Origin of the sequence: Pseudomonas sp. CHM02 (assembly GCF_000612585.1) — a bacterium.
In the GTDB taxonomy this organism is placed as follows: Bacteria; Pseudomonadota; Gammaproteobacteria; order Pseudomonadales; family Pseudomonadaceae; genus Aquipseudomonas.
Genome location: NZ_JFCA01000019.1, coordinates 36,258 through 59,457, shown reverse-complemented (window position 1 = coordinate 59,457; position 23,200 = coordinate 36,258). Strand labels below are relative to the sequence as shown.

Sequence of the window (23,200 nt, the reverse complement as noted above, 5' to 3'; positions counted from 1 at the left end):
CTTAAAAGAGAACACACCTATGCTTTTTTCCCGTAAGGCGGTTTCCAAGCGTCACTTGCTGCTGATCGCGGCCGGTTTCAGCACCGTGCTGACCGGTTGCGCCACGTCGCCGGCCTCCAAGGTCGCGTCGAGCACCAAGGTCGAGTACTACCCGAACTGCTACGAGCCGGTGCAGCACCTGCGTGCGACCGATTCGGACATGACCAAGTCGGTCGTGACCGGCGCGGCGCTCGGCGCGGCCGGCGGTGCACTGCTGGGCGCTCTGACCGGCGACTCCGACAAGCGCGGCCGCAACGCCGCCATCGGTGCCGCGGGCGGTGCCCTGGCTGGCGGCGCGGCGGGTTACTACACCGAGCGCCAGAAGCAGATCAGCGATGACAACCAGCGCATTGCGTCCTACTCCACCGACTTCAACAAAAGCGCGTCCGACATTGACCGTAGCACCGCCTACGCCAAAGCGTCGCAGCAGTGCTACCAGAGCGCATTCACCAAGCTGGTGGCCGACCGCAAGGCCAAGACCGTCAACGACACCGAAGGCCGCAAGCGCCTGGCGGAAATCGTGGCGGGCTTGAAGGAATCCAATGACCTGATCGTTGCGGTCAACGGCAAGGCCAGCGAAGACCTGAACAACTACACCCAGGCCTACGAGAAAGACCTGCAGCAAGTGGGCGTGCAGCGTAACGACGTCGTCACCGTCGCTACTGCCGACACCGCACCTGTGGTCGCTCCGGCCAAGGGCAAGAAGCCGGTCAAGGTTGCGAAAAAGCCGGCTCTGCCAGTCGTGCCGAAAGAAGCGGTCACCACCGAGAAGAGCATCCAGACCGTGCAGGCCAAGCAAGCTGAAAGCAAGCAGGTCGCCAGCGCCGGCAAGGCACAGCTCGAAGGCAGCTGCCGCGATCCGAACCTGGCCGATTGGGCCCCGGTACCTTGCCCAAACGTTTAAGTAACATGCTGCTATAAGCGTCAAACGCCAGCCGATCTCCTGCTAATGCGCGAGATCGGTGGCGTTCTTTCTGCAAATCGTTAAACTGCTGCGGCCACTCAATAATTACACCGAGGCCGTGTGCATGAAATTTCGTCTTCTCTTGTGGGTGCTGGGCCTGATGATGGGCAAAGCCAGCCGCACCAATCCCGCCTTCCAGCAGCAGTTGGGTGACAAAGACCTGGCCTTCCAACTGCAGACCCTCGACGGCAAGGTTGCCCGTCATTTCATCGTCAAAGACCAACGCATCACCAGCCGCTCGGGTGTTCACCCGGCGCCGGCGTTTGCCATTGCGTTTAAAGATGCCGCCTACGGCTTTGCCACGATGCAGGCGAAGAACAAGCAATTGGCGTTCATGACGGGGATTCAGGACAAGTCGATCCAGATCAAGGGCAACCCGGCGCTGGTGATCTGGTTCCAGGGGTTGACCAAGTATCTGAAGCCGAAGAAAAAGAAGGGTTGAAAACGGGTTGATTCATCGCCGGCAAGCCGGCTCCTACACAAATTCAGTAGGAGCCGGCTTGCCGGCGATGGCGATGTAACAGGTGGTGGGTCAGCCCTGGCTGAACTGTGACGCCAATTCGCGCAACAGCACCTCGGCATCCAGCACTTTGCCAACCACCTCATCAGCCTTGTCACGGCTCAAGCCCAGGCGCTCCAGCAGCGCATCCGGAATCGCCTCGTCCGGCCCGGAGCCAATCCCCCGGCTACGCAACAAGCGCACGGCCAGGCACACCAGGTTTGGATACTCCGCATATTGCCCATCGTAGGTCGGATCGTGCTGGAAGCGCAGGGCGGTGGACAGTTCGTCCGGCATGTCCCAGTAGCGCATCAGCCAGGCACCGATCTGCTCGCGGCTGATGCCCAGCAAGTGTTGCTCGACATAGCTGTGGCACAGGTGCGGGTTGACCTCCAGGTGGCGGCAGATCAGCGAGAAGTGCGGCGGGAACACGTGGGCCAGCAACAGGTAGCCGAAATTGTGCAACAGGCCGGCCAGGTAGGTCAGTCCGGCTTCCGGGCGCTGGGCACGGGGCATGGCGCGGGTCAGGCCCTCGATCACGGCGGCGGTGTAGATCGACTGGTGCCAGTACGGCGTGGACTGATGCGGATGGTCCTTGGGGAGGCTCAGGGTCTTGCCCAGCGCCAGGCCCAGCGCCAGGTTGATCACCAGGTCGAAGCCCAGCACGCGCACGATGGCGTCTTCAACGGAGCGGATTTTTCCCGGCGACGCGTAGTAAGGCGATGCAGCCCAGCTCACTACTTGTGCGGCCAGCGCCGGGTCGGTTTCCACCACGCCGGTGATGTCATCAATGGTGGCGTTGGGGTCGACGCGCAGCTTGATGATCTTCTGCGCGGTGTCGGCCAGCGGCGGGATCTCGATGGTCGCTTCCAGGCGCTGCTGGATGCGGCGGGCCGTGAACGCCTGCATCGCCTGGGTGATTTCCTCACGGTCATCATTGGGTCGGTCGAGGTTGGGGCGGATATTGCTCAGCGGCTCGCCGAAGTGGCCGGCGCTGGCCTTGGTGAGCAGGGTCTTGAAGGCGTCGGTGGCGATTTCCAGCAGCAGCCCGGCTTCACCCGAATGCACCAGCAAGCTCGGCTCATCGAGCAGGCTGCCTTCGTACAGGCATGGCGAACTGGTGAGGGGCGGCAGGCCCGGCAGCAGGCTCAGGTCGTGTTTGCCCAGCATACGCTCGACGCGGTCCGGCGATACCGCGGTGAGGCGGCGGCCGGTGAGTTCGGCGAGACGGTTGAGGTCGAGCAACTGGTTCTGCGGGAACAGCACCATCAGTGCGCCCACCGCGTCTTCCAGCAGCACCGCCTGGACCTTTCGCGCAGGATTCAGGCCCGGTAGATCGACGACTTCCGAGTAGGGGATGGCGAGTTTTGCGAGCAGAGCCCGAATGACCGGCGGGGCGGTCAGTGGGGCTGTGGCGAGGGCAACTTCTGACATGGCCTGATCCAATTTCTTACAGTCGTCGAAGTATAACCAGCTTGATACATATGTTGGTCGACTAACTGCGGTTTGTGACGCGGTTGGCTATGGGGCTCGGCTTTCGGGCGCTATCGCCGGCAAGAACTAGGCGTCCCCCCCCGGCGCCTACAGGGCGTATCAGACCTGGCCGTATTGTTGGCCGTGGCGCAGCCAGCGGTTCAGCAATGGGCTGACGTGATCCGGCCAGCGCTCGAGCAGCGCTTGCGCCGCATCACGCACGGCAGGGAGCAGGTCGGCGTCGCGCATCAGGTCGGCGACCTTGAATTGCAGCAGGCCGGTCTGGCGAGTGCCAAGCATTTCGCCGGGCCCGCGCAGTTCGAGGTCTTTTTCGGCGATGACAAAGCCGTCATTGGTTTCGCGCATGATGCCCAGGCGCTGGCGGCCGATCTGTGACAGCGGCGGGTGGTAGAGCAGCACGCAATGGCTGGCGGCGCTGCCCCGGCCGACACGCCCACGCAGTTGGTGCAACTGCGCCAGGCCCAGGCGCTCGGGGTTTTCGATGATCATCAGGCTGGCGTTGGGAACGTCCACGCCCACTTCAATCACCGTGGTGGCGACCAGCAGTTGCAGGTTGCCGGCCTTGAATTCGGCCATCACCGCGGCTTTTTCAGCGGGCTTCATTCGCCCGTGGATCAGCCCGACCTTGAGTTCGCCGAGGGCGCTGGTGAGGTCCTCAAAGGTGGTCTCGGCGGCCTGGCAGGTCAGCTCTTCGGACTCTTCGATCAGCGTGCATACCCAGTACGCCTGGCGACCTTCGGCGCAGGCGCCGCGGACCCGCTCGATCACCTCGACCCGCCGGGTGTCGGTGACCAATACGGTATTGACCGGGGTACGGCCGGGCGGCAGCTCGTCGAGGATCGAGGTGTCGAGGTCGGCGTAGGCGCTCATGGCCAGGGTGCGCGGGATCGGTGTGGCGGTCATGATCAACTGGTGCGGGTTCATGCGCCCGCCGACGCCTTTCTGGCGCAGGGCCAGGCGCTGTTGCACGCCGAAGCGGTGCTGTTCGTCGATGATCACCAGGGCCAGGTTCTTGAACTGCACTTCGTCCTGGAACAGCGCGTGGGTGCCCACCACCATCGGTGCGCCACCGGCGATCTGCTCGAGTGCAGCCGTGCGATTCTTGCCCTTGAGCTTGCCGGCCAGCCACGCCACTTCCAGGCCCAGCGGTTCGAGCCAGCGCTTGAAGGTGATGAAGTGCTGTTCGGCGAGGATTTCGGTGGGCGCCATCAGCGCCACCTGGTAACCGGCTTCGAGGGCTTGCAAGGCGGCGAGGGCGGCGACCACGGTCTTGCCCGCGCCCACGTCGCCCTGGATCAGCCGCAGCATGGGCTCCTGCTGGCTGAGGTCGTAGGCGATTTCATTACCGACGCGTTGCTGGGCACCGGTCGGCGCAAAGCCCAGGTTGGCCAGGTATTGCGCAGGTAAACGCGTGGCCTTGGGCATCGCTGGCGCACGCAGGGAGCGCATGCTTTCGCGCAGGCGCTGCTGGGACAGTTGGTGGGTCAGCAGTTCTTCAAAGGCCAGGCGGTGCTGGGCCCAGTGATGGCCGAGGGCCAATTCGTCGACATCGGCGTCGGCAGGCGGGTGATGCAGGTAGCGAATCGCATCGTCCAGCGGCGCCAGTTGATAGTCGCGGGCGAGTTCCACAGGTAGCCAATCGGGCAGGCTCTTTGGGCCGAGCATCGTCAGGGTCTGCATGCACAGTTGGCGCAGGCGTTGCTGGGTCAGGCCTTCGGTGAGCGGGTAGATCGGGGTGAGCGTGGTGTCGACCGGCGGCGGCTCTTCCCCGGTGATGGCGCGGTATTCCGGGTGATAGATCTCCAGGCCCGAGGCGCCGGGCCGGGCTTCGCCATAGCAGCGCACGCGGGTGCCACGCTTGAGGCCTTCCTTCTGCGCGTTGCTGAAATGATAGAAGCGCAGGCTCAGGCCACCGGTGCCGTCCTGCAGGCGCACCACCAGGCTGCGGCGCTTGCCCATCACCACGTCGGCGCAGCTGACGGTGCCTTCGACCACCGCATCCTGCCCGGGCCGCAACTGGCCGATGGGCACCACGCGGGTGCGATCCTGATAGCGCAGGGGCAAGTGGAACAACACGTCCTGGAGGTTCTCCAGGCCGACCTTGGCCAGCTTCTCGGCCATGGCTTCACCGACACCCTTGAGTGCCGTCACCGACACCTGCGACAGCTCAGTCATACCCTTGCTTAGCTCGCGGCAGGCGGCTTGGCCACCGAACACAGGCGGATCGAGTCGGCGAGGATCTCAATGGCCTTGGGCCGTGGGAAGCTGGCGCGCCAGGCGATCGCCACGGTGCGGAACGGCACCGGCGGCGTGAGCGGGCGTACTTCGATCACCCCGGGGGCGTAGTGATGGCTGTCCACCGCCGACAGCGGCAGGATCGAAATGCCCAGGCCGGAAGCGACCATGTGGCGAATGGTTTCCAGGGAGCTGGATTCCACGGTGGTGTGCTTGGCACCGTCGTTGCCCTTGGTCAGGGTTGGGCAGGCTTCGAGCACCTGGTCGCGGAAGCAGTGGCCTTCGCCGAGCAGCAGCAGGCTCTTGTCGTTGAGCAGGCCAGCGTCGATGGTGTCTTTCTGCGTCCACGGGTGGGAAGCCGGCATCAGTACGTAGAACGGCTCGTCGTAGAGCGGCAGGGTCAGCACGTCGGCTTCATTGAACGGCAGGGCGATGATGATCGCGTCCAGCTCGCCATTGCGCAGTTTGTCGCGCAGCACGTGGGTGAAGTTTTCTTCGATATACAGCGGCATCTGCGGCGCGACGCGGTGCAGTTGCGGGATCAGGTGCGGGAACAGGTACGGGCCGACGGTGTAGATGGCGCCGACTTTAAGCGGTGCGGTCAGCTGGTTCTTGCCGGCCTGGGCCAGCTCGCGAATGCTCTGCGCTTGCTCCAGCACCTTCTGGGCCTGGGCAACGATGCCTTCGCCCACCGGGGTGAGGCGCACGGCGCTTTTGCTGCGCTCGAAAATCAGCACACCGAGTTCGTCTTCAAGCTTCTTCACGCCCACCGACAGCGTCGGCTGGCTGACGTGGCAACGCTCGGCCGCGTGGCCGAAGTGCTGCTCTTGGGCGAGGGTAACGATGTAGCGTAATTCTGTAAGAGTCATAGCGGGCGTCCATGAGGTTGCGGGCCAAGCATACCGGCTGCAATCGATAGACGCACGTTATCAGAACTTTGGTGGGGATTGAGCGAGGAGTGCGGAGGATTTAGCTGAAAAGCGGATTATTTGAGGCGATGAGACCAAATGTGTGGGCTTGCTGTGGTGAGGGGGCTTGTCCCCCGACGGGAACCAAAGGGCTGCTTCGCAGCCCAGCGCAGGGCAAGCCTGCTCACCACAGCAAGCCTGCTCACCACAGCAAGCCCCACTCACCACAGCAAGCCAGCTCCCACACAAGCTGGCTCCCGCAATCCTTAGCGGCGGCGTTTCTCGATGTTGTACACGAACGGTGCAACGATCTCGATGCTGCCACCTTTGAGCATGTCCGACGGAGGCTTGGGCAGCGGCTGGGCACGACGGATCATGTCCAGTGTGGCGCGGTCCAGGTCGGCGTTGCCGGAGCGGCCCACCAACTCGTAGGACAGCACGTTACCGTCGGCATCCACCACGAACTTCAGGCGGTTCAGCCCTTCCTTGCCACGGGCCTGGGCGCCTGGCGGGTACTTCTTGTACTTCTGCAAGTGTGCCAGCAGGGTGCCTTCCCAGGACGCTTTGGCGGCGACCTGCTGCGGCGACGGGCCAGGTACGGGCTGGGCCGATTTTTCAGCCGGCGCGTTGGTCGGCGGAGCATCGCTCGGCGGGTCCTCGGAGGGTTTCTCCTTGGGCGGCTCGATCTTCTTCTCTACCGGCTTGGGCGGCTGCGGTTTGGGTTTGGGCTTGACCGGCTTGGGCACCTGGATCGTCGGCTTGGGGGCCTCGGCCAGTTTCGGCAGAGGCAACTCTTCTACCGGTGCAGGCGGCTGTGGCGGCGTTACCACCTTGGGCGGCGCCGGCGGCGGCGGGGCTGGCATCGGAGCCAGGTCGATGACCATGGCGGCCGGTGGCAACTGCACCGTGTGCGGCGCTGACCAATGAAGCGCGATCGCGATCGCGACGGCATGCACGCCCAGTACGACGGCGAGGCTGGTGCCATAACGCGTCAGTTTGTGGCGCGTCGTGATCATTTCTTGGCTGCCGTCTCAAGTCCGACCAGGCCTACCTTGAGGTAGCCGGCTGCCCGCAGGGCATCCATCACGCTCATCAGGTCGCCGTAGTCCACGCCCTTGTCAGCCTGGAAGAAGATCGTCGTGTCTTTCTTGCCTTGGGTCTTGGCGTAGAGCACCGGTCCCAGGGTTTCAGTCTTGACTTCTTCTTCACCCAGGAACAGGCGTTGGTCCGCCTTGACGCTGAGGAAGATCGGTTTCTCTGGCCGCGGCGCCGGCTTGGCGCTGGACGCGGGCAGGTCAACCTTGATGTCCACGGTCGCCAACGGTGCCGCCACCATGAAGATGATCAGCAGCACCAGCATCACGTCGATAAACGGCGTGACGTTGATTTCGTGGTTCTCGACGAGTTCGTCGTCGCCTTGATTCAAATGCAGGCCCATGGCCGATTACCCCACTTTCACCATGTGCGGTTGCGAGCTGCGCTCGGTAGGCAGGTGATCGAGGTCGCGGCTCACCAGCAGCAGGACTTCTGCCGACGCGTCCGATACCTGGGCCTTGTAGCCGGCAATCGAACGGGCGAAGACGTTGTAGATCACCACCGCGGGAATCGCGGCAACCAGGCCCAGGGCAGTCGCCAGCAGGGCTTCGGCGATGCCTGGAGCAACGACGGCAAGGTTGGTGGTCTGGGTTTTGGCGATGCCGATGAAGCTGTTCATGATGCCCCACACGGTACCGAACAGACCGACGAAGGGTGCTGTGGAACCGATGGTCGCCAGTACGCCGGTGCCGCTGCTCATGTTACGACCGCAGGCCGCCACCAGGCGCTCCAGGCGGAACGCAACACGTTCCTTGATGCCTTCTTTTTCGCGGGCGTTGGCCGACAGGCGCATTTCTTCCAGCGCGTCGTGCACCAGGGTGTTGGCCAGGGTGCCTTTCTTGGTCGCGCTTTCGCTGGCTTCCTTGAGGGTGGTGGCCTTTTTCAGGTGAACGATTTCGTTGCGCAGGCGACGTTTGGCGCCCAGCAGCTCGAAGCCTTTGGCGATCCAGATGGTCCAGGTGATGATCGAGGCGATGGCCAGGCCGATCATGACGGCTTTCACCACTACGTCAGCGTTCTGGTACATGCCCCATGGGGACAGGTCGTGGGCCATGCCCAGGGTGTTGTCTTCTTCCAGCACTACACCGGTGTCGTCGGCGGAGGCGGGGTCAGCAGCCTGGGCCGGGTCGGTAGCGGCTGGCGCTGCGCCAGGTGCTGCCGGTGCGGCGGTGTTGTGCTCGGCAGCAGCCGGGGTGGCCGGCGCGGTGGCGTCAGCGAAGGCGGCGGTCGGTGCCAGCAGTACGCTGAACAGCAGCGCAGCAATCGCGCGCCAGGCGCGGGATGGGCTGTGAAGCTTGGTTGGCGAAGCGGGGGTTGTATTACGTGTCATGCTGGCCGGACCTGAGAGAAAAAATGAGTGATTGTCCTACCGGACTTTGGGAAGTCGGGGACAAATGGGCGGTTATTATTGCAAGTAATTCTTGTTAACTAAAGTAATACAGTTACTTTATTTGCCCTTTTTATAGCCGCCGGTCATCTGCGAAGGCTAACCTAGACCTTTCAGTGCGGAGTTTTGTGATGTCAGCGCCTTCTGTTGTGATTGCCGGATGTGGCGATGTGGGGAGTCGGCTGGCTAGCCAATTGCTCGCCTCGGAATGGGAGGTTCATGGCCTGCGCCGCGATATTTCACGGCTCCCTGAGGGGGTGATCGGCATTGCCGGCGATCTGTTCAAGAAGGATTGCCCTGACACCTGGCCGATCGGCGGGGTGGATTACCTGGTGTACTGCGCGGCTGCGACAGATCACGACGAGGCTGGCTATCGCGCCGCCTACGTACAAGGGCTGAAACATGTGCTGGAGTGGCTGGGTGATTACGGCCAGGAGCCCAGACACCTGCTGTTTGTATCCAGCAGCAGTGTCTACGGGCAGCAGAATGGCGAGTGGGTCGACGAAACGTCGGAGACTCAAGCGAAGGGTTATTCCGGGCAGGTGATGCTGGAAGCTGAGCACGTCGCACTCAACAGCGGTATCCCGGCGAGCGTTGTGCGCCTGACTGGCATCTATGGCCCCGGTCGCGAGTCGCTGCTGAGCCGGGTTCGACAAGGCTACCGCGTGGCAATCGACCCACCTTTATATGGCAACCGCATTCACGTGGATGACGCAGCGGGTTTGCTGGCCTTCTTGTTGCGGCATGTGGAGAAGGGCGGTTCGCTGGACAAGGTCTACATCGGCGTCGACGATGCGCCTGCGCCGCTGGCCGAGGTGGTCGATTGGTTGCGCGAGTACCTGGGTGTGACTGAGTGGGCCGATGATGCGAGTGTGCGGCGTGCTGGCAGCAAGCAGTGCAGCAATGCGCGTATCAAGGCGCTGGGTTGGGTGCCGACTTACCCGACTTACCGGGAAGGCTACGCGGCGATCCTGAAAGGCTGAAATGCGGTGAAAAATGTGGGAGCGGGCTTGCTCCCACATTTGGATGCGCGTTCGGCTGCTTATTGCTTTTCAAGCAGCCACTGGCGTGGGCCTGGCGTAAACGAGGGCACTTCATCCGCCTGCGCGGTATTGATCGCCTGGAAGATCTCCAGTTGCTTGCCCTTGCGGATGAAGATCCACGGGTTGCCCTGGCCATTGAGTTGCAGCCAGATGCTGTCGTAGCCGCCGCTCATGGAGGCGCAGTCACCCGCCAGGCACAACGAGTACTGATCGACATTTGGCAGGCCGGCGACCTTGCCGTTAGCCTGGAACTGTACGATGGCGCCGCTGCCGAAGCCGTCGGCGATCTTCCAGTCGCCGCCCATGTAGGCCGCGTACAGCGCACGCTCGAAGTTGGCGCCGATGGGGGCGCCGTCCGGCGCAGGCTCTTTGGCACGGGCAAACAGCTGTTCAGGCTCGTTGTCATTGGCCACTTGCAGCAGTTGTTTGCCTTTGCGCTTGAGTTCGGTGGCGGAGCTGCCGTAGAAATCCACGCTCCAGGCGCCGGATTTTTCACCGAGCAGCTTGCCTTCCGCTACTTCAAAACCGTTGTAGTAGCGTGCCTGCGAGGCCTTGGTATTGACCTCCCATTCGAGGTTCGGGCCAAAGCTCTGCAGGGCTTCGCGCAAAGGGCCGCCCTTGGCTGCCGCATCGATGGCGACCTGGTTGATCCAGGTGCCGCTCACATCCAGGTCGGCAGGGTTGCTGGCACAGCCGCCGAGCAACAGGGCGAGCATTGATGAGGCTACAAGCGCTTTGCGCATCATGAAATCCTTCTGAAACGAAGTCGGCGCAGCCTGTGGGGGCTGCGCCGGGTGTTTTACTCGATGACCAGAATCGCGTCCATCTCAACCTGCGCACCCTTTGGCAGGGCGGCAACGCCGATGGCGGCGCGGGCTGGGTACGGCTGTTCGAAGTACTTGCCCATGATCTCGTTGACCTTGGCGAAGTGGCTCAGGTCGGTGAGGAAGATGTTCAGCTTGACGATGTCCTTGAACGAGCCGCCGGCCGCTTCGGCCACCGACTTGAGGTTTTCGAAGACCTGTACGGTCTGGGCCTCAAAACCTTCCACCAGCTCCATGGTCTTTGGGTCCAGCGGGATCTGGCCGGACATGTAGACGGTGTTGCCCGCCTTGATCGCCTGGGAGTAAGTGCCGATGGCGGCGGGGGCTTTGTCGCTGGTGATAACAGTCTTGGTCATGAATGACTCCTTGTAATTAAGTGGGGTTCATTTGAAGCGCTATGCACGCATGCGGGTGATGCGGATGACCCCGGTCAAGGCACGCAGTTTCTTGATCACGCGGGCCAGGTGCACGCGGTCGTGGACGCTGACCACCAGTTGAACCACGCTGATGCGGCCATCGCGCTCGTCCATGCTGATTTTTTCGATATTGCCGTCGGCCGCGTTGACGCTGCTGGCGAGCAGGGCGATCAGGCCGCGCTGGTGTTCCAGCTCCACCCGCAACTCGACGTTGAATTCGCCGGTGACATCCTTGGCCCACGAGAGCTGGATGCATTTTTCCGGGTTGTGGCGGATTTCGGTGATGTTGCGGCAGTTGTCCAGGTGCACCACCATGCCTTTGCCCGCAGACAAGTGGCCAACAATCGGGTCGCCCGGGATCGGGGTGCAGCACTTGGCGTAGCTGAGCACCAGGCCCTCGGTGCCGCGAATCGCCAGCGGGCCTTCCGGGCTTGGTAACTGTTCGCCTTCGCCGAGCAGGCGGCGGGCGACGACATAAGCCATGCGGTTGCCCAGGCCGATATCTTCCAGCAGGTCTTCGATGGTTTCCTGGCGATACTCGTGGAGCATCGCTTGCACGCGCTCCGCAGGAATCTTGTCCAGAGCGCTGTCGAAACCGTTGAGCACCTTGTTCAGCAGGCGCTCGCCCAGGCTGATGGATTCGGAGCGGCGCTGCAGTTTCAAGGCGTGACGGATGTGTGTGCGCGCCTTGCCGGTGACCACGAAGTTGAGCCAGGCCGGGTTCGGGCGTGCGCCCGGTGCACTGACGATCTCGACCGTGGAGCCGCTTTGCAGCGGTTCGGACAGCGGCGCGAGACGACGATTGATCCGACAGGCGATGCAGCTGTTGCCCACGTCGGTGTGCACGGCGTACGCAAAATCGACGGCCGTGGAGCCTTTGGGCAGCTCCATGATCCGGCCTTTGGGCGTGAACACGTAGACCTCGTCCGGGAACAGGTCGATCTTCACGCTTTCGATGAATTCCAGGGAGTTGCCGGCCCGTTGCTGCATTTCCAGCACGCCCTTGACCCACTGGCGGGCGCGGGCATGGGTGCCTTTGGGCTGCTCGTCGCCGCTGGATTTGTACAGCCAATGGGCGGCGATGCCGTTGTTGGCCATCTCTTCCATTTCGCGGGTGCGGATCTGGATCTCGATCGGCACGCCATGCATACCGAACAGCGTGGTATGCAGCGATTGATAGCCGTTGGCCTTGGGAATCGCGATGTAATCCTTGAAGCGGCCCGGCAGGGGTTTGTACAAATTATGTACAGCGCCCAGCACGCGGTAGCAGGTGTCGACCTTGTCGACGATGATCCGGAATGCATACACATCCATGATCTCGTTGAAGGCCCGGCGCTTGCCGCGCATCTTCTTGTAGATGCCGTAGATGTGCTTCTGCCGTCCGCTGACCTCGCCTTCGATCTCGTCGATCGCCAGGCAATGGCTCAGGGACTCTTCGATCTTGTTGACGATTTCCTTGCGGTTGCCCCGGGCGCGCTTGACCGCCTGGTAGATGCGCGCCGAACGCATCGGGTGCATGGCCTTGAAGCCGAGGTCTTCGAATTCGATACGAATGGCGTGCATGCCCAGCCGGTTGGCGATGGGCGCGTAGATTTCCAGGGTTTCCTTGGCGATGCGCCGGCGTTTTTCGCCGGACAGCACTTCCAGCGTGCGCATGTTGTGCAGCCGGTCGGCCAGCTTGACCAGGATCACGCGGATATCGCGCGCCATGGCCATGGCCATCTTCTGGAAGTTTTCCGCCTGGGCTTCGGCCTTGGTCTCGAAATTCATCTGGGTCAGTTTGCTGACCCCGTCGACCAGTTCGGCCACGGTTTCGCCAAATTGCGCGCTGAGCGCTTCCTTGGCGATGCCGGTGTCTTCGATCACGTCATGCAGCATGGCAGCCATCAGGCTCTGGTGGTCCATGTGCATGTCGGCAAGAATATTTGCCACCGCAAGAGGATGGGTGACATACGCCTCGCCGCTGCGGCGGCGTTGGCCGTCGTGGGCTTGTTCGGCGTAGAAGTACGCTCGGCGGACCAGGTTGACCTGGTCTGGGCCGAGGTAGGTCGATAAGCGATCGGCGAGGGCGTCTATGCTCGGCAAAGTATCAACTCCTGCCGTTGGCTGTGACCCTGCGCCGTGCTACGTCGACCAGGCATAGGCTTAGACGGCCTCGTTGGACTCGTCCTCGAACGCTGCAAACAGCGGTTCGTCTTCAACGATTTCAGCGTTGGCGATGAACTCGTAGCTCATCAGGCCTTCAGCGATTTCACGCAGGGCTACAACGGTAGGCTTGTCGTTTTCCCACTGGACCAGGGGCTCTTTGCCGCCAGTGGCCAGTTGACGGGCACGCTTGGTAGAGAGCATGACCAGCTCAAAGCGGTTATCCACGTGTTCTAGGCAGTCTTCAACGGTTACGCGGGCCATGGTATTCCTCGGAGCGAATGCAAGATGCGCGCTGCCCGGTTGGGCGAGCGGACTGAACAGTTTAAAAAATCACCAGCGTTTAGGGAAGCGCTGATTTTTCGCAGGCCCTCGCAAAACCGCTACAAGTGCCAATGTAAAGCCCTTGCAGCGGTTTTGGGAAGAGCCAATCAGCCGAGCAGTTCAGCGAGTAATCTGCCGAAACGCTGCTGCTGGCGCTTTTGCTGGAGCTGATTGGCGCGGAAAATCGCCTTCAGGTCGTCCAGTGCGTGGGCAAAATCGTCATTGATGATCAGGTAGTCGTAGTCGACGTAGTGGCTCATTTCGCTGACGGCCTCACGCATGCGACCTTCGATGATCTCGTCGCTGTCCTGGCCACGGTTGGTCAGGCGCTGGTGCAACGCTTCCAGCGACGGCGGCAGGATAAAGATCGAACGTGCCTTGGGCATCAACTGGCGCACTTGTTCGGCGCCTTGCCAGTCGATTTCCAGGATCAGGTCGTGGCCTTCGTCCAGGGTCTGCTGCAAGTGGCTCTGCGAGGTGCCGTAGAGGTTGCCGAACACTTCGGCGCGCTCCAGGAAGTCACCGTGTTCGATCATCTTGACGAACTCGGTGCGTTCGACGAAGTGATAGTGCACGCCGTTCACCTCGCCCGGGCGCATGGCGCGGGTGGTGTGGGAGACCGAGATGCGGATCTGCTCGTCAGCGTCGGTCAGGGCCTTGACCAGGCTGCTCTTGCCCGCGCCCGAAGGGGCGGAAATGATGTAAAGGGTGCCGGTGCTGTGGGTCATGGAGGTTGCCTTACTCAATATTCTGTACTTGTTCGCGCATCTGCTCGATCAACACTTTGAGGTTGACCGCGGCGGTGGTGGTGCGCGGATCGAACGCCTTGGAGCCCAGTGTATTGGCTTCGCGGTTGAGTTCCTGCATCAGGAAGTCCAGGCGCCGACCGGCGGCACCGCCGGACTTGAGTACGCGGCGCACTTCGAGGATGTGGGTGCTCAGGCGGTCAAGCTCTTCGGCCACGTCGCTCTTCTGCGCCAGCAGGACCATTTCCTGCTCCAGGCGCACCGGGTCGAGGTCGGCCTTCATGTCGGTGAAGCGGTCGAGCACCTTCTGGCGCTGGGTGGCGAGCATCTGTGGAACCAGCTCGCGCAGGGTGACGACGTCTTCTTCGATCGAGGTCAGGCGCTCGTTGATCAGGCGCGCCAGTTCGGCGCCTTCGCGCTCGCGGCCGGCCTTGAGCTCCTTCAGGCCCTGGTTGAACAGGGCCAGGGCTTCGGCGTTGAGGGCTTGCGGGTCGGTGGCGTCGGCCACCAGCACGCCGGGCCACGCCAGCACTTCCAGGGGGTTGAGCGCGGCGGGCTGCTTGATCAGGCCGGCGATGGTTTCGGCGGCGGCCACCAGTTGCGCGGCGCGGTCGCGGTCGACCTGCAGCGGCTTGCCGGTGGTTTCCTCGGTAAAGCGCAGCGTGCATTCCAGCTTGCCGCGGGAAATACCCTGGCGCAGCGCTTCACGGACAGCGCCTTCGAGGTCGCGGAACGACTCCGGCAGGCGCAGGTGCGGCTCCAGGTAACGGCTGTTGACCGAGCGCAGTTCCCAGCTCAGGGTGCCTTGTATGCCGGCTTTTTCGACGCGGGCGAAGGCGGTCATGCTGTGCACCATGGAGGTACCTCGCGTTGCAGCCCGCAAATACGGGCTGATGATTAAGAAGGCGCAGGATTGTAGCGCAGTGGGGCAGACACGCCCAAACCCGAGCATTCGTAACCGAATTTTTTAGCAGTGCCCCGAACCGGCTCGCGGCTCTATAATGCTCGGCAGTTTTTCGTCCTCAGTACAGGTGTCTCCCTATGAAACGTCCAAGTGGTCGCGCTGCCGATCAGCTCCGCTCGATCCGCATCACCCGCAACTACACCAAACACGCCGAGGGGTCTGTACTGGTCGAGTTTGGCGATACCAAGGTGATCTGCACCGTCAGCGTCGAAAACGGCGTGCCGCGCTTCCTTAAAGGCCAGGGCCAGGGTTGGCTGACCGCCGAGTACGGCATGCTGCCGCGCGCCACCGGCGAGCGTAACCAGCGTGAAGCCAGCCGTGGCAAGCAAGGCGGTCGTACCCTGGAAATCCAGCGTCTGATCGGCCGCTCCCTGCGCGCAGCCCTGGACATGTCCAAGCTGGGCGACGTGACCCTGTACGTCGACTGCGACGTGATCCAGGCTGACGGCGGCACCCGTACCGCATCCATCACCGGCGCCATGGTGGCCCTGGTCGACGCTCTGAAAGTGATCAAGAAGCGCGGTGGCCTGAAAGCGGGCGACCCACTCAAGCAGATGATCGCCGCGGTGTCGGTAGGCATGTACCAGGGCGAGCCAGTACTGGACCTGGACTACCTGGAAGACTCGGCCGCCGAGACCGACCTGAACGTGGTCATGACCAGCACCGGTGGTTTCATCGAAGTGCAGGGCACCGCCGAAGGTGCGCCATTCCAGCCGGCCGACCTGAACGCCATGCTGGCCCTGGCCCAGAAAGGCATGACCGAAATCTTCGAGCTGCAGAACGCCGCCCTGGCTGACTGAGCTCGTCTCAAGGAGAAGCGCCATGAATGACAACAGCCAAATGCCGGTACCTACGCCTTCGTATGAAGTGCGTCAGGGGGCGATGTTGTGCCATCTCGCGGCGTTTCTGGGGTTCGTGTTCCCCTTCGGCAGCGTCGTGGGGCCACTGATCCTGTGGCAGATGAAGAAAGAAGTGGACCCGTTCATTGATGATCAGGGCAAGGAAGCGCTGAACTTCCAGATCACCGTGGCCATCGCCTGGATAGCGTGCATCGTGCTGGCTTTTGCAGTGATTGGCTTTTTCCTGATGGTTGCCCTGGCGATCGCCACGGTGGTGCTGACCATCATTGGCAGCATCAAGGCCAACAAGGGGATTGTTTATCGCTACCCCTTGACCTGGCGCCTGATCAAATAATGAGCACCCACAAAAAAAACCGACAGTGATGCGGTTTTTTTGTGCCTGGAAAAAGACCTTAGATGGTCAGTGTCCAGTCGTAGTCCACGATCAGCGGCGCGTGCTGCGAGAAGCGTGGCTGGCGCGGCAGGCGGGCGCTGCGCACGAACCGGCGCAGACCTGGGGTGAGCAACTGGTAGTCGAAACGCCAGCCCAGGTTGAGCATCTCAGCCTGTTCGTTGTCCGGCCACCAGCTGTACTGGTCGCCTTCGCGGCTCACTTCACGCAGGGCATCGACATAGCCCATGTTGCCGACAATCTCGTCCATCCAGGCCCGTTCCGGCGCCAGGAAACCCGGGGATTGCTGGCTGTCGCGCCAGTTCTTGATATCCAGCTTCTGTTGCGCCACGTACAGCGAGCCACAATAAATGTACTCGCGACGTTTGCGCCGCTGTTTATCCAGGTAACGGGCGAAATCGTCCATTAGCTTGAACTTCTGGTTCAAGTCTTCATCGCCGTTCTGCCCCGAAGGAAGCAGCAAGGTCGCGATGCTGACCTTGTCGAAATCGGCTTGCAGGTAGCGCCCGTAGCGGTCGGCTGTCTCGAAGCCGAGGCCGCTGATGACCGCCTTGGGTTGCAACCGCGAATACAAAGCCACGCCACCTTGGGTGGGCACTTCGGCATCGCAGGCATAAAGGAAGTAGCCATCCAGTTGGAAGGCTGGGTCGTCCAGTTCAAAGGCGGAGGCGCGGGTATCCTGCAGGCAGATGACGTCGGCATTCTGGGCTTGCAGCCAACTGAGCAAACCACGCTCGACTGCAGCCTGAATACCATTAACGTTCACACTGATGATCCGCATAAATGGCCCCAAAAATCGCGTGCGTGTATGATACACGCCGTCTACCTAATTAGCTAAATCCGTGGTATCTGAGGCTTTTTTCATGCAGGCGTATCAACGCGATTTCATTCGTTTTGCCATCGATCGCGGCGTTTTGCGCTTCGGTGAGTTCACTCTGAAGTCCGGGCGCACCAGTCCGTACTTCTTCAATGCGGGCTTGTTCAACTCGGGTTCGGCCCTGGCTCAGCTGGGTCGTTTCTATGCGGCCGCCATCGTTGAAAGCGGTATTCCCTTCGACGTCCTGTTTGGCCCGGCCTACAAAGGCATTCCCCTGGCCGCCGCCACTGCTGTGGCCCTGGCTGAACATCACGGGCAGGACCTGCCGTGGTGCTTCAACCGCAAGGAAGCCAAGGCCCACGGTGAAGGCGGCAGCCTGGTCGGGGCTGCGCTCAAGGGCGACGTGCTGATCATCGACGACGTGATCACTGCCGGCACCGCCATTCGTGAGGTGATGCAGATCATCGCTTCCCAGGACGGCGCCAAGGCCGCGGGTGTGCTCATCGCACTGAACCGCCAGGAGCGCGGCAACGGCGAGTTGTCGGCGATCCAGGAAGTGGAGCGCGATTTCGGCATTCCCGTGGTGAGCATCGTGTCGCTGAACCAGGTGCTGCAGTTCCTGGAAGATGACCCCCAGCTCAAGCAACACCTGCCGGCGGTCAAGGCGTACCGCGAGCAGTTCGGCGTCTGACACGGTAAATCCTGTGGAGCGGGCTTGTGTGGGAGCGAGCTTGCTCGCGAAGGCGGTCTTTCAGTGATACAGGTGCTGACTGATCCACCGCTTTCGCGAGCAAGCCCGCTCCCACAGGGGATCTCCACATTGCTGCAAAGTCAGCGTCTATAAAAAGGCCCCGCTCAATCAGATTGAGCGGGGCCTTTTGTTTTCAGCGTTTAAGGACGCTTGCGGTTACTGATCAGCGTACCCATGCCGGTATCCGTGAAGATCTCCAGCAGCACCGCATTCGGTACCCGGCCATCGATGATCAGCGAGCTGCCGACACCGCCTTGCACGGCTTCCAGCGCGCAACGGATCTTCGGCAGCATGCCGCCGTAGATGGTGCCGTCGGCGATCAGGTCGTCCACCTGTTGGGTGGTGAGGCCAGTCAGGACCTTGCCTTGCTTGTCCATCAAACCGGCGATGTTAGTCAGCAGCATCAGCTTTTCAGCCTTCAACGCTTCGGCCACCTTGCCGGCCACCAGGTCGGCGTTGATGTTGTAGGACTCGCCATTGGCGCCCACGCCGATCGGCGCGATCACTGGAATGAAGTCGCCCTTGACCAGCAGGTTCAGCAGGTCGGTGTTGATGCCGATCACTTCGCCCACTTGGCCGATGTCGATGATTTCCGGCTGGGTCATCTCCGGCGTCTGACGGGTCACGGTCAGTTTTTTCGCACGGATCAGCTCCGCATCCTTGCCGGTCAGGCCGATAGCGCTGCCGCCGTGGCGGTTGATCAGGTTGACGATGTCCTTGTTGACCTGGCCACCGAGGACCATTTCCACCACGTCCATGGTCTGCGCGTCAGTGACGCGCATGCCATCGATGAAGTGACTCTCGATCGACAAGCGCTTGAGCAGGTCGCCGATTTGCGGGCCGCCACCGTGGACCACCACCGGGTTGATCCCCACGGCTTTCATCAACACGATGTCGCGGGCGAAACCGGTTTTCAGCTCGTCGCTTTCCATGGCATTGCCGCCGTACTTGATCACCAGCGTCTTGCCGACGTAGCGTCGGATGTAAGGCAACGCTTCGGAAAGGACCTTGGCAGTGTTGGCAGCGGCTTCGCGTTCGAGGGTCATTCAGGGCTCCGGTAAAAAATCAGAACGGTAGTTGGAGATCAGGGGCAACACGTTTCAACTGGGCGTGGAACACGTCCTTGATGCGCTGCAACTCAGCCTCGGTATCCGCCTCGAAACGCAGGACCAGCACCGGTGTGGTGTTGGACGCGCGAACCAGGCCCCAGCCTTTGGCGTAATCGACTCGCACACCATCAATGGTGGTCAGGTTGGCGCCTTCGCCCCATTGCGCATCGTGCAGTGCGTCAATGATGCTGAATTTGCTCTCCTCGGTCACATGGATATTGATCTCTGGCGTAGAAATATCGTTCGGGAAGGTCTGGAACAGCTCTTCGGCGGTGGATTTTTCCTTGCTGAGGATCTCCAGCAGGCGCGCAGCGCTGTAAATACCGTCGTCAAAGCCGAACCAGCGTTCCTTGAAGAACACGTGGCCGCTCATTTCGCCAGCCAACAGCGCGCCGGTTTCCTTCATTTTCTTTTTGATCAACGAGTGACCGGTCTTCCACATTAGCGGGCGACCGCCATATTCCTTGATCAGCGGCGTGAGGCGGCGGGTGCACTTCACGTCGAAGATGATCTCGGCGTTGGCATTGCGTGCCACCACGTCACGGGCAAACAGCATCAGCAGGCGATCCGGGAACACGATCTCGCCGGTTTCCGTCACCACTCCCACGCGGTCGCCGTCGCCGTCGAAGGCCAGGCCCACGTCAGCCCCGGTCTCCTTGACCTTGGCGATGAGGTCCACCAGGTTCTCAGGCTTGCCCGGGTCCGGGTGGTGGTTGGGGAAGTTGCCGTCTACCTCGCAGAACAATGGGATCACTTCGCAGTTCAGGGCTTCGAGCAACTGCGGGGCGATCACGCCGGCCGCACCGTTGCCGCAGTCCACCACCACTTTGAGGCGGCGCGCGAGTTTGACGTCACGGGTGATTTCGTCAGAGTAGCGCTGCAGGATGTCGACTTTGGTGACGCTGCCTTTACCGCTGGTCAGGTCGTTGGTTTTCAGGCGGTGGTGCAGGGCCTGGATCTGTTCGTTGGCGAGGGTATCGCCAGCGATGACGATCTTGAAACCGTTGTAGTCCGACGGGTTATGGCTGCCGGTGAGCATCACCCCGGATTTGCCGGCCAGCACGTTGGCTGCGTAGTACAGCGCAGGCGTCGGCACCAGGCCGACGTCGCTCACATGGCAACCGCTGTCGGCCAGGCCCTGGATCAGTTGTTCCACCAGCTCCGGGCCGGACAGGCGACCGTCACGGCCGACCGAAACGTGGGGCTCATCCTGGGCCAGGCTCTGGGAGCCGATGGCGCGGCCAATCCAGTAGGCGGTTTCGGCAGTCAGGGTCTTGGGCACTACGCCACGAATGTCATAGGCGCGAAAGATGCTGTCGGGGAAGGTCGGGGCTACGCGGGCTGCGGTACTCATCGCGGGGGGAAACTCCATCTGAAGGGGGCAAGGCTGGCCCTAATGTGGCTGGCCGGCAGGCTCAAACTGAAGGGTATGACGGTGTTTTCGGCAGAGAGTTCGTGGTGCAAAAGTGCCATCGGAGCGCTGGCCCCGTCTTGTTGTCTGCGTAATACGTTGATTTCTATGGGGAAATCTCGCTGATAAAATCCGCGCATTCTTCGTCCTGAAAAGCCTTGCGGTGGCGTCAGGCCGGGCAGCGGCGCCCGGCCAGGTTCAGCTTAGTCAGTGGCTGCCGGAATGCCCAAAGCCGCCCGCGCCACGTTGGGTTTCGTCAAATTCCGCCACCAACTCGAAGTGCGCCTGCACCACCGGCACCAGCACAAGCTGGGCAATGCGCTCGCCCACGGCGATGTTGAACGCGGTCTGGCCACGGTTCCAGCACGACACCATCAGTTCGCCCTGGTAATCCGAGTCGATCAGGCCCACCAGGTTGCCCAGCACGATGCCGTGTTTGTGGCCCAGGCCGGAGCGCGGCAGGATCAGCGCCGCGAGGCCAGGATCACCGACGTAGATCGACAGGCCGGTCGGAATCAGGAGGGTCTGGCCCGGCTCGAGGACGGTGTCTTGCTTGAGCATGGCGCGCAGGTCGAGGCCGGCGGAGCCAGGGGTGGCGTAGGTCGGCAGTGGGAATTCGTTGCCGATGCGTGGGTCGAGGATCTTGGCTTGCAAAGCGTGCATGGAAATTAAACCTGGTTCAGCCGTTGGGCGATAAAAGAGATCAGTTGGCGGGCAATCTTGCCCTTGCTGGTCTGGGCGAAAACGGTGGCGTGCAACTCGCGGTCGATCACGCTGATGGCATTTTCCTCGCTGTTGAAGCCGATGCTCGGGTTGGCGACATCATTGGCTACGATCAAGTCGAGGTTTTTGTCTTTCAATTTGCGTGCGGCGTAGTCCAGCAGGTGCTCGGTCTCGGCGGCAAAGCCGACGCTGAACGGACGGTCCGCACGGGTGGCGATGGTCGCCAGGATGTCTGGGTTGCGCACCATTTGCAGGAGCAGGCCGTCGCCGCTTGTAGGGTCTTTCTTGAGTTTTTGGGGGGCGACGACTTCCGGGCGGTAGTCCGCAACCGCTGCCGAGGCAATGAACAGGTCGCAGGGAATGGCTGCCTCACAGGCTGCCAGCATGTCCCGGGCGCTGACTACGTCGATTCGCGTGACCCGATCAGGGGTCGGCAAATGCACCGGTCCGGTGATCAAGGTGACACGTGCGCCTGCCTCGACCGCCGCTTCGGCCAAGGCAAAGCCCATTTTTCCTGAGCTATGGTTGGTGATGTAGCGCACCGGGTCGATATTTTCCTGGGTCGGGCCCGCCGTGATCAGCACGTGCTTGCCGGTCAGGGCCAGGTGCTGGAAACACTCGGCGGCGCACAGCGCCAGGTCAGTGGCTTCGAGCATGCGGCCCATGCCGACGTCGCCGCAGGCCTGGCTGCCGGACGCCGGGCCGAACACCTTGAGGCCACGGCTTTGCAGGAGTTGGGTGTTGGCCTGGGTGGCCGGGTCGCGCCACATCGCCTGGTTCATGGCCGGGGCGATGGCGACGGTGGCGTCGGTGGCCAATACCAGGGTGGTCAACAGGTCGTCGGCGATGCCTTGGGCGAGGCGCGCGATCAGGTCGGCGGTGGCTGGGGCGATCAGCACCAGGTCGGCCCATTTGGCCAGCTCGATATGGCCCATGGCGGCTTCGGCCGCGGGGTCCAGCAGATCCAGGTGAACCGGGTGCCCGGACAGGGCCTGCATGGTCAGTGGAGTAATGAACTCACTGCCGCCGCGCGTCATGACCACACGCACTTCGGCACCCTGGTCCAGGAGCCTGCGGACCAGCTCTGCGCTTTTGTAGGCGGCAATGCCGCCGCCAACGCCGAGAACGATGCGTTTCCGATACAGACGCTGCATTGGTTTGCCTTTCCAGTTCAGTGATGCCAGTTCAGTGACGCCTGCGATGCCCCCTCCCCAGGGGAAATCGCCTGCAAAAAAGAGGACCTACGATAACACAGCGCCCGCGAGTCAACAGCGGTGCACATGGAGCATAAGGCGTATATGGGAAGGGAGGCGGGATGAGTATTCGCGATTGGCCGGCGGCAGAGCGGCCGCGAGAGAAACTTTTGGAATGGGGCGCGGCGAGCCTGTCGGATGCCGAATTGCTGGCGATTTTCCTGCGTACCGGGGTGTCCGGCAGGAGCGCGGTGGATTTGGCGCGTCATCTGTTGGCGCAATTCGGTGGTTTGCGCCCACTGCTGGAGGCAAGCCAGACGTTGTTCAACCAGCAATTGGGCCTGGGGCCGGCGAAGTTTGCGCAGTTACAGGCGGTGCTGGAAATGGCCAAGCGGCACATGGCCGAGCGCCTGCGAAGCGACTCGGTGCTGGAAAGCCCGATGGCCGTGCGCGACTACCTGAAGGCCATGCTGCGCCATGAGCCTCATGAGATCTTCGGCTGCCTGTTCCTTGATTCAAGGCATAGGGTGCTGGGTTTCGAGGCGCTGTCCCAAGGCACCATCGACGCGGCAATGGTTTATCCCCGCCAAGTGGTCAAGCGCGCCTTGGCCTACAACGCGGCGGCGTTGATCCTGTGCCATAACCATCCTTCCGGCAGTCTTGAGCCGAGCGCAGCTGATCGAAAACTGACCAAGTTGCTGCAAAAAGCCCTGGAAGTCGTGGATGTGCGGGTACTGGACCACATCATCGTGGGGGATGGCGATCCGTTGTCGATGGCGGAGTATGGGTGGATGTAGGAGCAGCTGGCTTGCCGGCGATTGGGGCCGCAAGGTCGCGATGGATTCGCTGGCGCCATCGCTGG

23 protein-coding genes and 1 pseudogene are annotated in these 23,200 nt (G+C 62.0%); 7 read left to right on the top strand and 17 right to left on the bottom strand.

The features are described from left to right. Positions 1-19 precede the first annotated feature (19 nt). Both tagQ and BM70_RS0112735 read left to right on the top strand, forming a co-directional pair. Entirely contained in the window at positions 20-943 is a 924-nt protein-coding gene (tagQ, locus tag BM70_RS0112740) for a type VI secretion system-associated lipoprotein TagQ (protein ID WP_025856365.1), read from the top strand. A gap of 124 nt (positions 944-1,067) precedes the next feature. Beyond that, positions 1,068-1,445 (top strand): hypothetical protein, encoded by a 378-nt coding sequence (locus BM70_RS0112735; RefSeq protein ID WP_025856364.1) that lies wholly within the window; start codon positions 1,068-1,070, stop codon positions 1,443-1,445. A gap of 90 nt (positions 1,446-1,535) precedes the next feature. Here BM70_RS0112735 and BM70_RS0112730 read toward each other — a convergent pair whose 3' ends face one another. The 6 genes from BM70_RS0112730 to exbB form a co-directional block, all read right to left on the bottom strand. Continuing rightward, entirely contained in the window at positions 1,536-2,936 is a 1,401-nt protein-coding gene (locus BM70_RS0112730; protein WP_025856363.1) for an aminoacyl-tRNA deacylase and HDOD domain-containing protein, read from the bottom strand. A 159-nt stretch (positions 2,937-3,095) separates the two neighbouring features. After that, positions 3,096-5,171 carry an ATP-dependent DNA helicase RecG gene (gene recG, locus BM70_RS0112725; protein WP_025856362.1) on the bottom strand — a complete coding sequence of 692 codons (2,076 nt, stop codon included), beginning with the start codon at positions 5,169-5,171 and terminating at the stop codon, positions 3,096-3,098. Between the two features lie 8 nt (positions 5,172-5,179). Next, entirely contained in the window at positions 5,180-6,100 is a 921-nt protein-coding gene (locus BM70_RS0112720; protein WP_015886540.1) for a hydrogen peroxide-inducible genes activator, read from the bottom strand. A gap of 305 nt (positions 6,101-6,405) precedes the next feature. After that, entirely contained in the window at positions 6,406-7,155 is a 750-nt protein-coding gene (locus tag BM70_RS0112715; protein WP_025856361.1) for an energy transducer TonB, read from the bottom strand. Next, positions 7,152-7,577 (bottom strand): TonB system transport protein ExbD, encoded by a 426-nt coding sequence (exbD, locus tag BM70_RS0112710; protein ID WP_025856360.1) that lies wholly within the window; start codon positions 7,575-7,577, stop codon positions 7,152-7,154. The genes BM70_RS0112715 and exbD overlap by 4 nt, the downstream gene beginning before the upstream one ends. A gap of 6 nt (positions 7,578-7,583) precedes the next feature. After that, positions 7,584-8,564, bottom strand: a complete 981-nt coding sequence (exbB, locus tag BM70_RS0112705; protein ID WP_025856359.1) for a tonB-system energizer ExbB — start codon at positions 8,562-8,564, stop codon at positions 7,584-7,586. A gap of 188 nt (positions 8,565-8,752) precedes the next feature. Here exbB and BM70_RS0112700 point away from each other — a divergent pair, with 188 nt between their 5' ends. After that, positions 8,753-9,604: an SDR family oxidoreductase gene (locus BM70_RS0112700; protein ID WP_025856358.1), complete on the top strand. Its 852-nt coding sequence runs from the start codon at positions 8,753-8,755 to the stop codon at positions 9,602-9,604. Positions 9,605-9,663: 59 nt separating this feature from the next. On the opposite strand, the gene BM70_RS0112695 is transcribed toward BM70_RS0112700, so the two are convergent. From BM70_RS0112695 to BM70_RS0112670, 6 genes are all read right to left on the bottom strand, one after another. Beyond that, positions 9,664-10,407: a hypothetical protein gene (locus BM70_RS0112695; RefSeq protein WP_025856357.1), complete on the bottom strand. Its 744-nt coding sequence runs from the start codon at positions 10,405-10,407 to the stop codon at positions 9,664-9,666. Positions 10,408-10,463: 56 nt separating this feature from the next. Then, on the bottom strand, positions 10,464-10,844 hold the full coding sequence (locus BM70_RS0112690) for a RidA family protein (protein ID WP_003176922.1): 381 nt from the start codon (positions 10,842-10,844) through the stop codon (positions 10,464-10,466). Positions 10,845-10,883: 39 nt separating this feature from the next. Next, complete coding sequence (gene spoT / locus BM70_RS0112685) at positions 10,884-12,989, bottom strand: bifunctional GTP diphosphokinase/guanosine-3',5'-bis pyrophosphate 3'-pyrophosphohydrolase (protein ID WP_017735756.1); 2,106 nt, start codon at positions 12,987-12,989, stop codon at positions 10,884-10,886. Between the two features lie 60 nt (positions 12,990-13,049). After that, positions 13,050-13,313 (bottom strand): DNA-directed RNA polymerase subunit omega, encoded by a 264-nt coding sequence (rpoZ, locus tag BM70_RS0112680; protein WP_003176920.1) that lies wholly within the window; start codon positions 13,311-13,313, stop codon positions 13,050-13,052. A 167-nt stretch (positions 13,314-13,480) separates the two neighbouring features. Further along, positions 13,481-14,101, bottom strand: a complete 621-nt coding sequence (gene gmk, locus BM70_RS0112675) for a guanylate kinase (RefSeq protein WP_025856356.1) — start codon at positions 14,099-14,101, stop codon at positions 13,481-13,483. 10 nt (positions 14,102-14,111) lie between these two features. Beyond that, a complete protein-coding gene (locus BM70_RS0112670; protein ID WP_025856355.1) occupies positions 14,112-14,975 on the bottom strand; it encodes a YicC/YloC family endoribonuclease in 864 nt (287 codons plus the stop codon). A 185-nt stretch (positions 14,976-15,160) separates the two neighbouring features. Here BM70_RS0112670 and rph point away from each other — a divergent pair, with 185 nt between their 5' ends. Both rph and BM70_RS0112660 read left to right on the top strand, forming a co-directional pair. Next, the gene (gene rph, locus BM70_RS0112665; protein ID WP_010207511.1) at positions 15,161-15,883 is read left to right on the top strand and encodes a ribonuclease PH; all 723 of its coding nucleotides are present in this window, start codon (positions 15,161-15,163) and stop codon (positions 15,881-15,883) included. Positions 15,884-15,905: 22 nt separating this feature from the next. Beyond that, the gene (locus BM70_RS0112660; protein WP_025856354.1) at positions 15,906-16,277 is read left to right on the top strand and encodes a DUF4870 domain-containing protein; all 372 of its coding nucleotides are present in this window, start codon (positions 15,906-15,908) and stop codon (positions 16,275-16,277) included. Between the two features lie 58 nt (positions 16,278-16,335). Here BM70_RS0112660 and BM70_RS0112655 read toward each other — a convergent pair whose 3' ends face one another. Continuing rightward, complete coding sequence (locus BM70_RS0112655; RefSeq protein WP_003195493.1) at positions 16,336-17,115, bottom strand: exodeoxyribonuclease III; 780 nt, start codon at positions 17,113-17,115, stop codon at positions 16,336-16,338. A gap of 82 nt (positions 17,116-17,197) precedes the next feature. Here BM70_RS0112655 and pyrE point away from each other — a divergent pair, with 82 nt between their 5' ends. After that, complete coding sequence (gene pyrE / locus BM70_RS0112650; RefSeq protein ID WP_025856353.1) at positions 17,198-17,842, top strand: orotate phosphoribosyltransferase; 645 nt, start codon at positions 17,198-17,200, stop codon at positions 17,840-17,842. 200 nt (positions 17,843-18,042) lie between these two features. On the opposite strand, the gene argB is transcribed toward pyrE, so the two are convergent. The 4 genes and pseudogenes from argB to coaBC form a co-directional block, all read right to left on the bottom strand. After that, the gene (argB, locus tag BM70_RS0112645; RefSeq protein WP_010207505.1) at positions 18,043-18,948 is read right to left on the bottom strand and encodes an acetylglutamate kinase; all 906 of its coding nucleotides are present in this window, start codon (positions 18,946-18,948) and stop codon (positions 18,043-18,045) included. Positions 18,949-18,967: 19 nt separating this feature from the next. Continuing rightward, positions 18,968-20,389 (bottom strand): annotated as a pseudogene (locus BM70_RS0112640) (phosphomannomutase/phosphoglucomutase); the annotation flags it as partial. Positions 20,390-20,629: 240 nt separating this feature from the next. Beyond that, positions 20,630-21,085 carry a dUTP diphosphatase gene (gene dut, locus BM70_RS0112635; RefSeq protein WP_025856351.1) on the bottom strand — a complete coding sequence of 152 codons (456 nt, stop codon included), beginning with the start codon at positions 21,083-21,085 and terminating at the stop codon, positions 20,630-20,632. Positions 21,086-21,090: 5 nt separating this feature from the next. Beyond that, positions 21,091-22,299 carry a bifunctional phosphopantothenoylcysteine decarboxylase/phosphopantothenate--cysteine ligase CoaBC gene (gene coaBC / locus BM70_RS0112630; RefSeq protein ID WP_010207499.1) on the bottom strand — a complete coding sequence of 403 codons (1,209 nt, stop codon included), beginning with the start codon at positions 22,297-22,299 and terminating at the stop codon, positions 21,091-21,093. A 161-nt stretch (positions 22,300-22,460) separates the two neighbouring features. Between coaBC and radC the strand changes: the two genes are divergently transcribed. Continuing rightward, positions 22,461-23,135 (top strand): DNA repair protein RadC, encoded by a 675-nt coding sequence (gene radC, locus BM70_RS0112625; RefSeq protein WP_025856350.1) that lies wholly within the window; start codon positions 22,461-22,463, stop codon positions 23,133-23,135. Positions 23,136-23,200: the final 65 nt, after the last annotated feature.

Bases quoted from the DNA above. Each gene is read 5' to 3' on its own strand.
- tagQ (WP_025856365.1), top strand. From the start codon at position 20: ATGCTTTTTTCCCGTAAGGCGGTTTCCAAGCGTCACTTGCTGCTGATC.
- BM70_RS0112715 (WP_025856361.1), bottom strand. From the start codon at position 7,155: ATGATCACGACGCGCCACAAACTGACGCGTTATGGCACCAGCCTCGCC.
- BM70_RS0112730 (WP_025856363.1), bottom strand. From the start codon at position 2,936: ATGTCAGAAGTTGCCCTCGCCACAGCCCCACTGACCGCCCCGCCGGTC.
- BM70_RS0112690 (WP_003176922.1), bottom strand. From the start codon at position 10,844: ATGACCAAGACTGTTATCACCAGCGACAAAGCCCCCGCCGCCATCGGC.
- recG (WP_025856362.1), bottom strand. From the start codon at position 5,171: ATGACTGAGCTGTCGCAGGTGTCGGTGACGGCACTCAAGGGTGTCGGT.
- coaBC (WP_010207499.1), bottom strand. From the start codon at position 22,299: ATGCAGCGTCTGTATCGGAAACGCATCGTTCTCGGCGTTGGCGGCGGC.
- BM70_RS0112695 (WP_025856357.1), bottom strand. From the start codon at position 10,407: ATGCGCAAAGCGCTTGTAGCCTCATCAATGCTCGCCCTGTTGCTCGGC.
- exbB (WP_025856359.1), bottom strand. From the start codon at position 8,564: ATGACACGTAATACAACCCCCGCTTCGCCAACCAAGCTTCACAGCCCA.
- argB (WP_010207505.1), bottom strand. From the start codon at position 18,948: ATGACCCTCGAACGCGAAGCCGCTGCCAACACTGCCAAGGTCCTTTCC.
- pyrE (WP_025856353.1), top strand. From the start codon at position 17,198: ATGCAGGCGTATCAACGCGATTTCATTCGTTTTGCCATCGATCGCGGC.
- gmk (WP_025856356.1), bottom strand. From the start codon at position 14,101: ATGACCCACAGCACCGGCACCCTTTACATCATTTCCGCCCCTTCGGGC.
- dut (WP_025856351.1), bottom strand. From the start codon at position 21,085: ATGCACGCTTTGCAAGCCAAGATCCTCGACCCACGCATCGGCAACGAA.
- rph (WP_010207511.1), top strand. From the start codon at position 15,161: ATGAAACGTCCAAGTGGTCGCGCTGCCGATCAGCTCCGCTCGATCCGC.
- radC (WP_025856350.1), top strand. From the start codon at position 22,461: ATGAGTATTCGCGATTGGCCGGCGGCAGAGCGGCCGCGAGAGAAACTT.
- rpoZ (WP_003176920.1), bottom strand. From the start codon at position 13,313: ATGGCCCGCGTAACCGTTGAAGACTGCCTAGAACACGTGGATAACCGC.
- BM70_RS0112700 (WP_025856358.1), top strand. From the start codon at position 8,753: ATGTCAGCGCCTTCTGTTGTGATTGCCGGATGTGGCGATGTGGGGAGT.
- BM70_RS0112720 (WP_015886540.1), bottom strand. From the start codon at position 6,100: ATGACTCTTACAGAATTACGCTACATCGTTACCCTCGCCCAAGAGCAG.
- BM70_RS0112655 (WP_003195493.1), bottom strand. From the start codon at position 17,115: ATGCGGATCATCAGTGTGAACGTTAATGGTATTCAGGCTGCAGTCGAG.
- BM70_RS0112670 (WP_025856355.1), bottom strand. From the start codon at position 14,975: ATGGTGCACAGCATGACCGCCTTCGCCCGCGTCGAAAAAGCCGGCATA.
- exbD (WP_025856360.1), bottom strand. From the start codon at position 7,577: ATGGGCCTGCATTTGAATCAAGGCGACGACGAACTCGTCGAGAACCAC.
- BM70_RS0112660 (WP_025856354.1), top strand. From the start codon at position 15,906: ATGAATGACAACAGCCAAATGCCGGTACCTACGCCTTCGTATGAAGTG.
- BM70_RS0112735 (WP_025856364.1), top strand. From the start codon at position 1,068: ATGAAATTTCGTCTTCTCTTGTGGGTGCTGGGCCTGATGATGGGCAAA.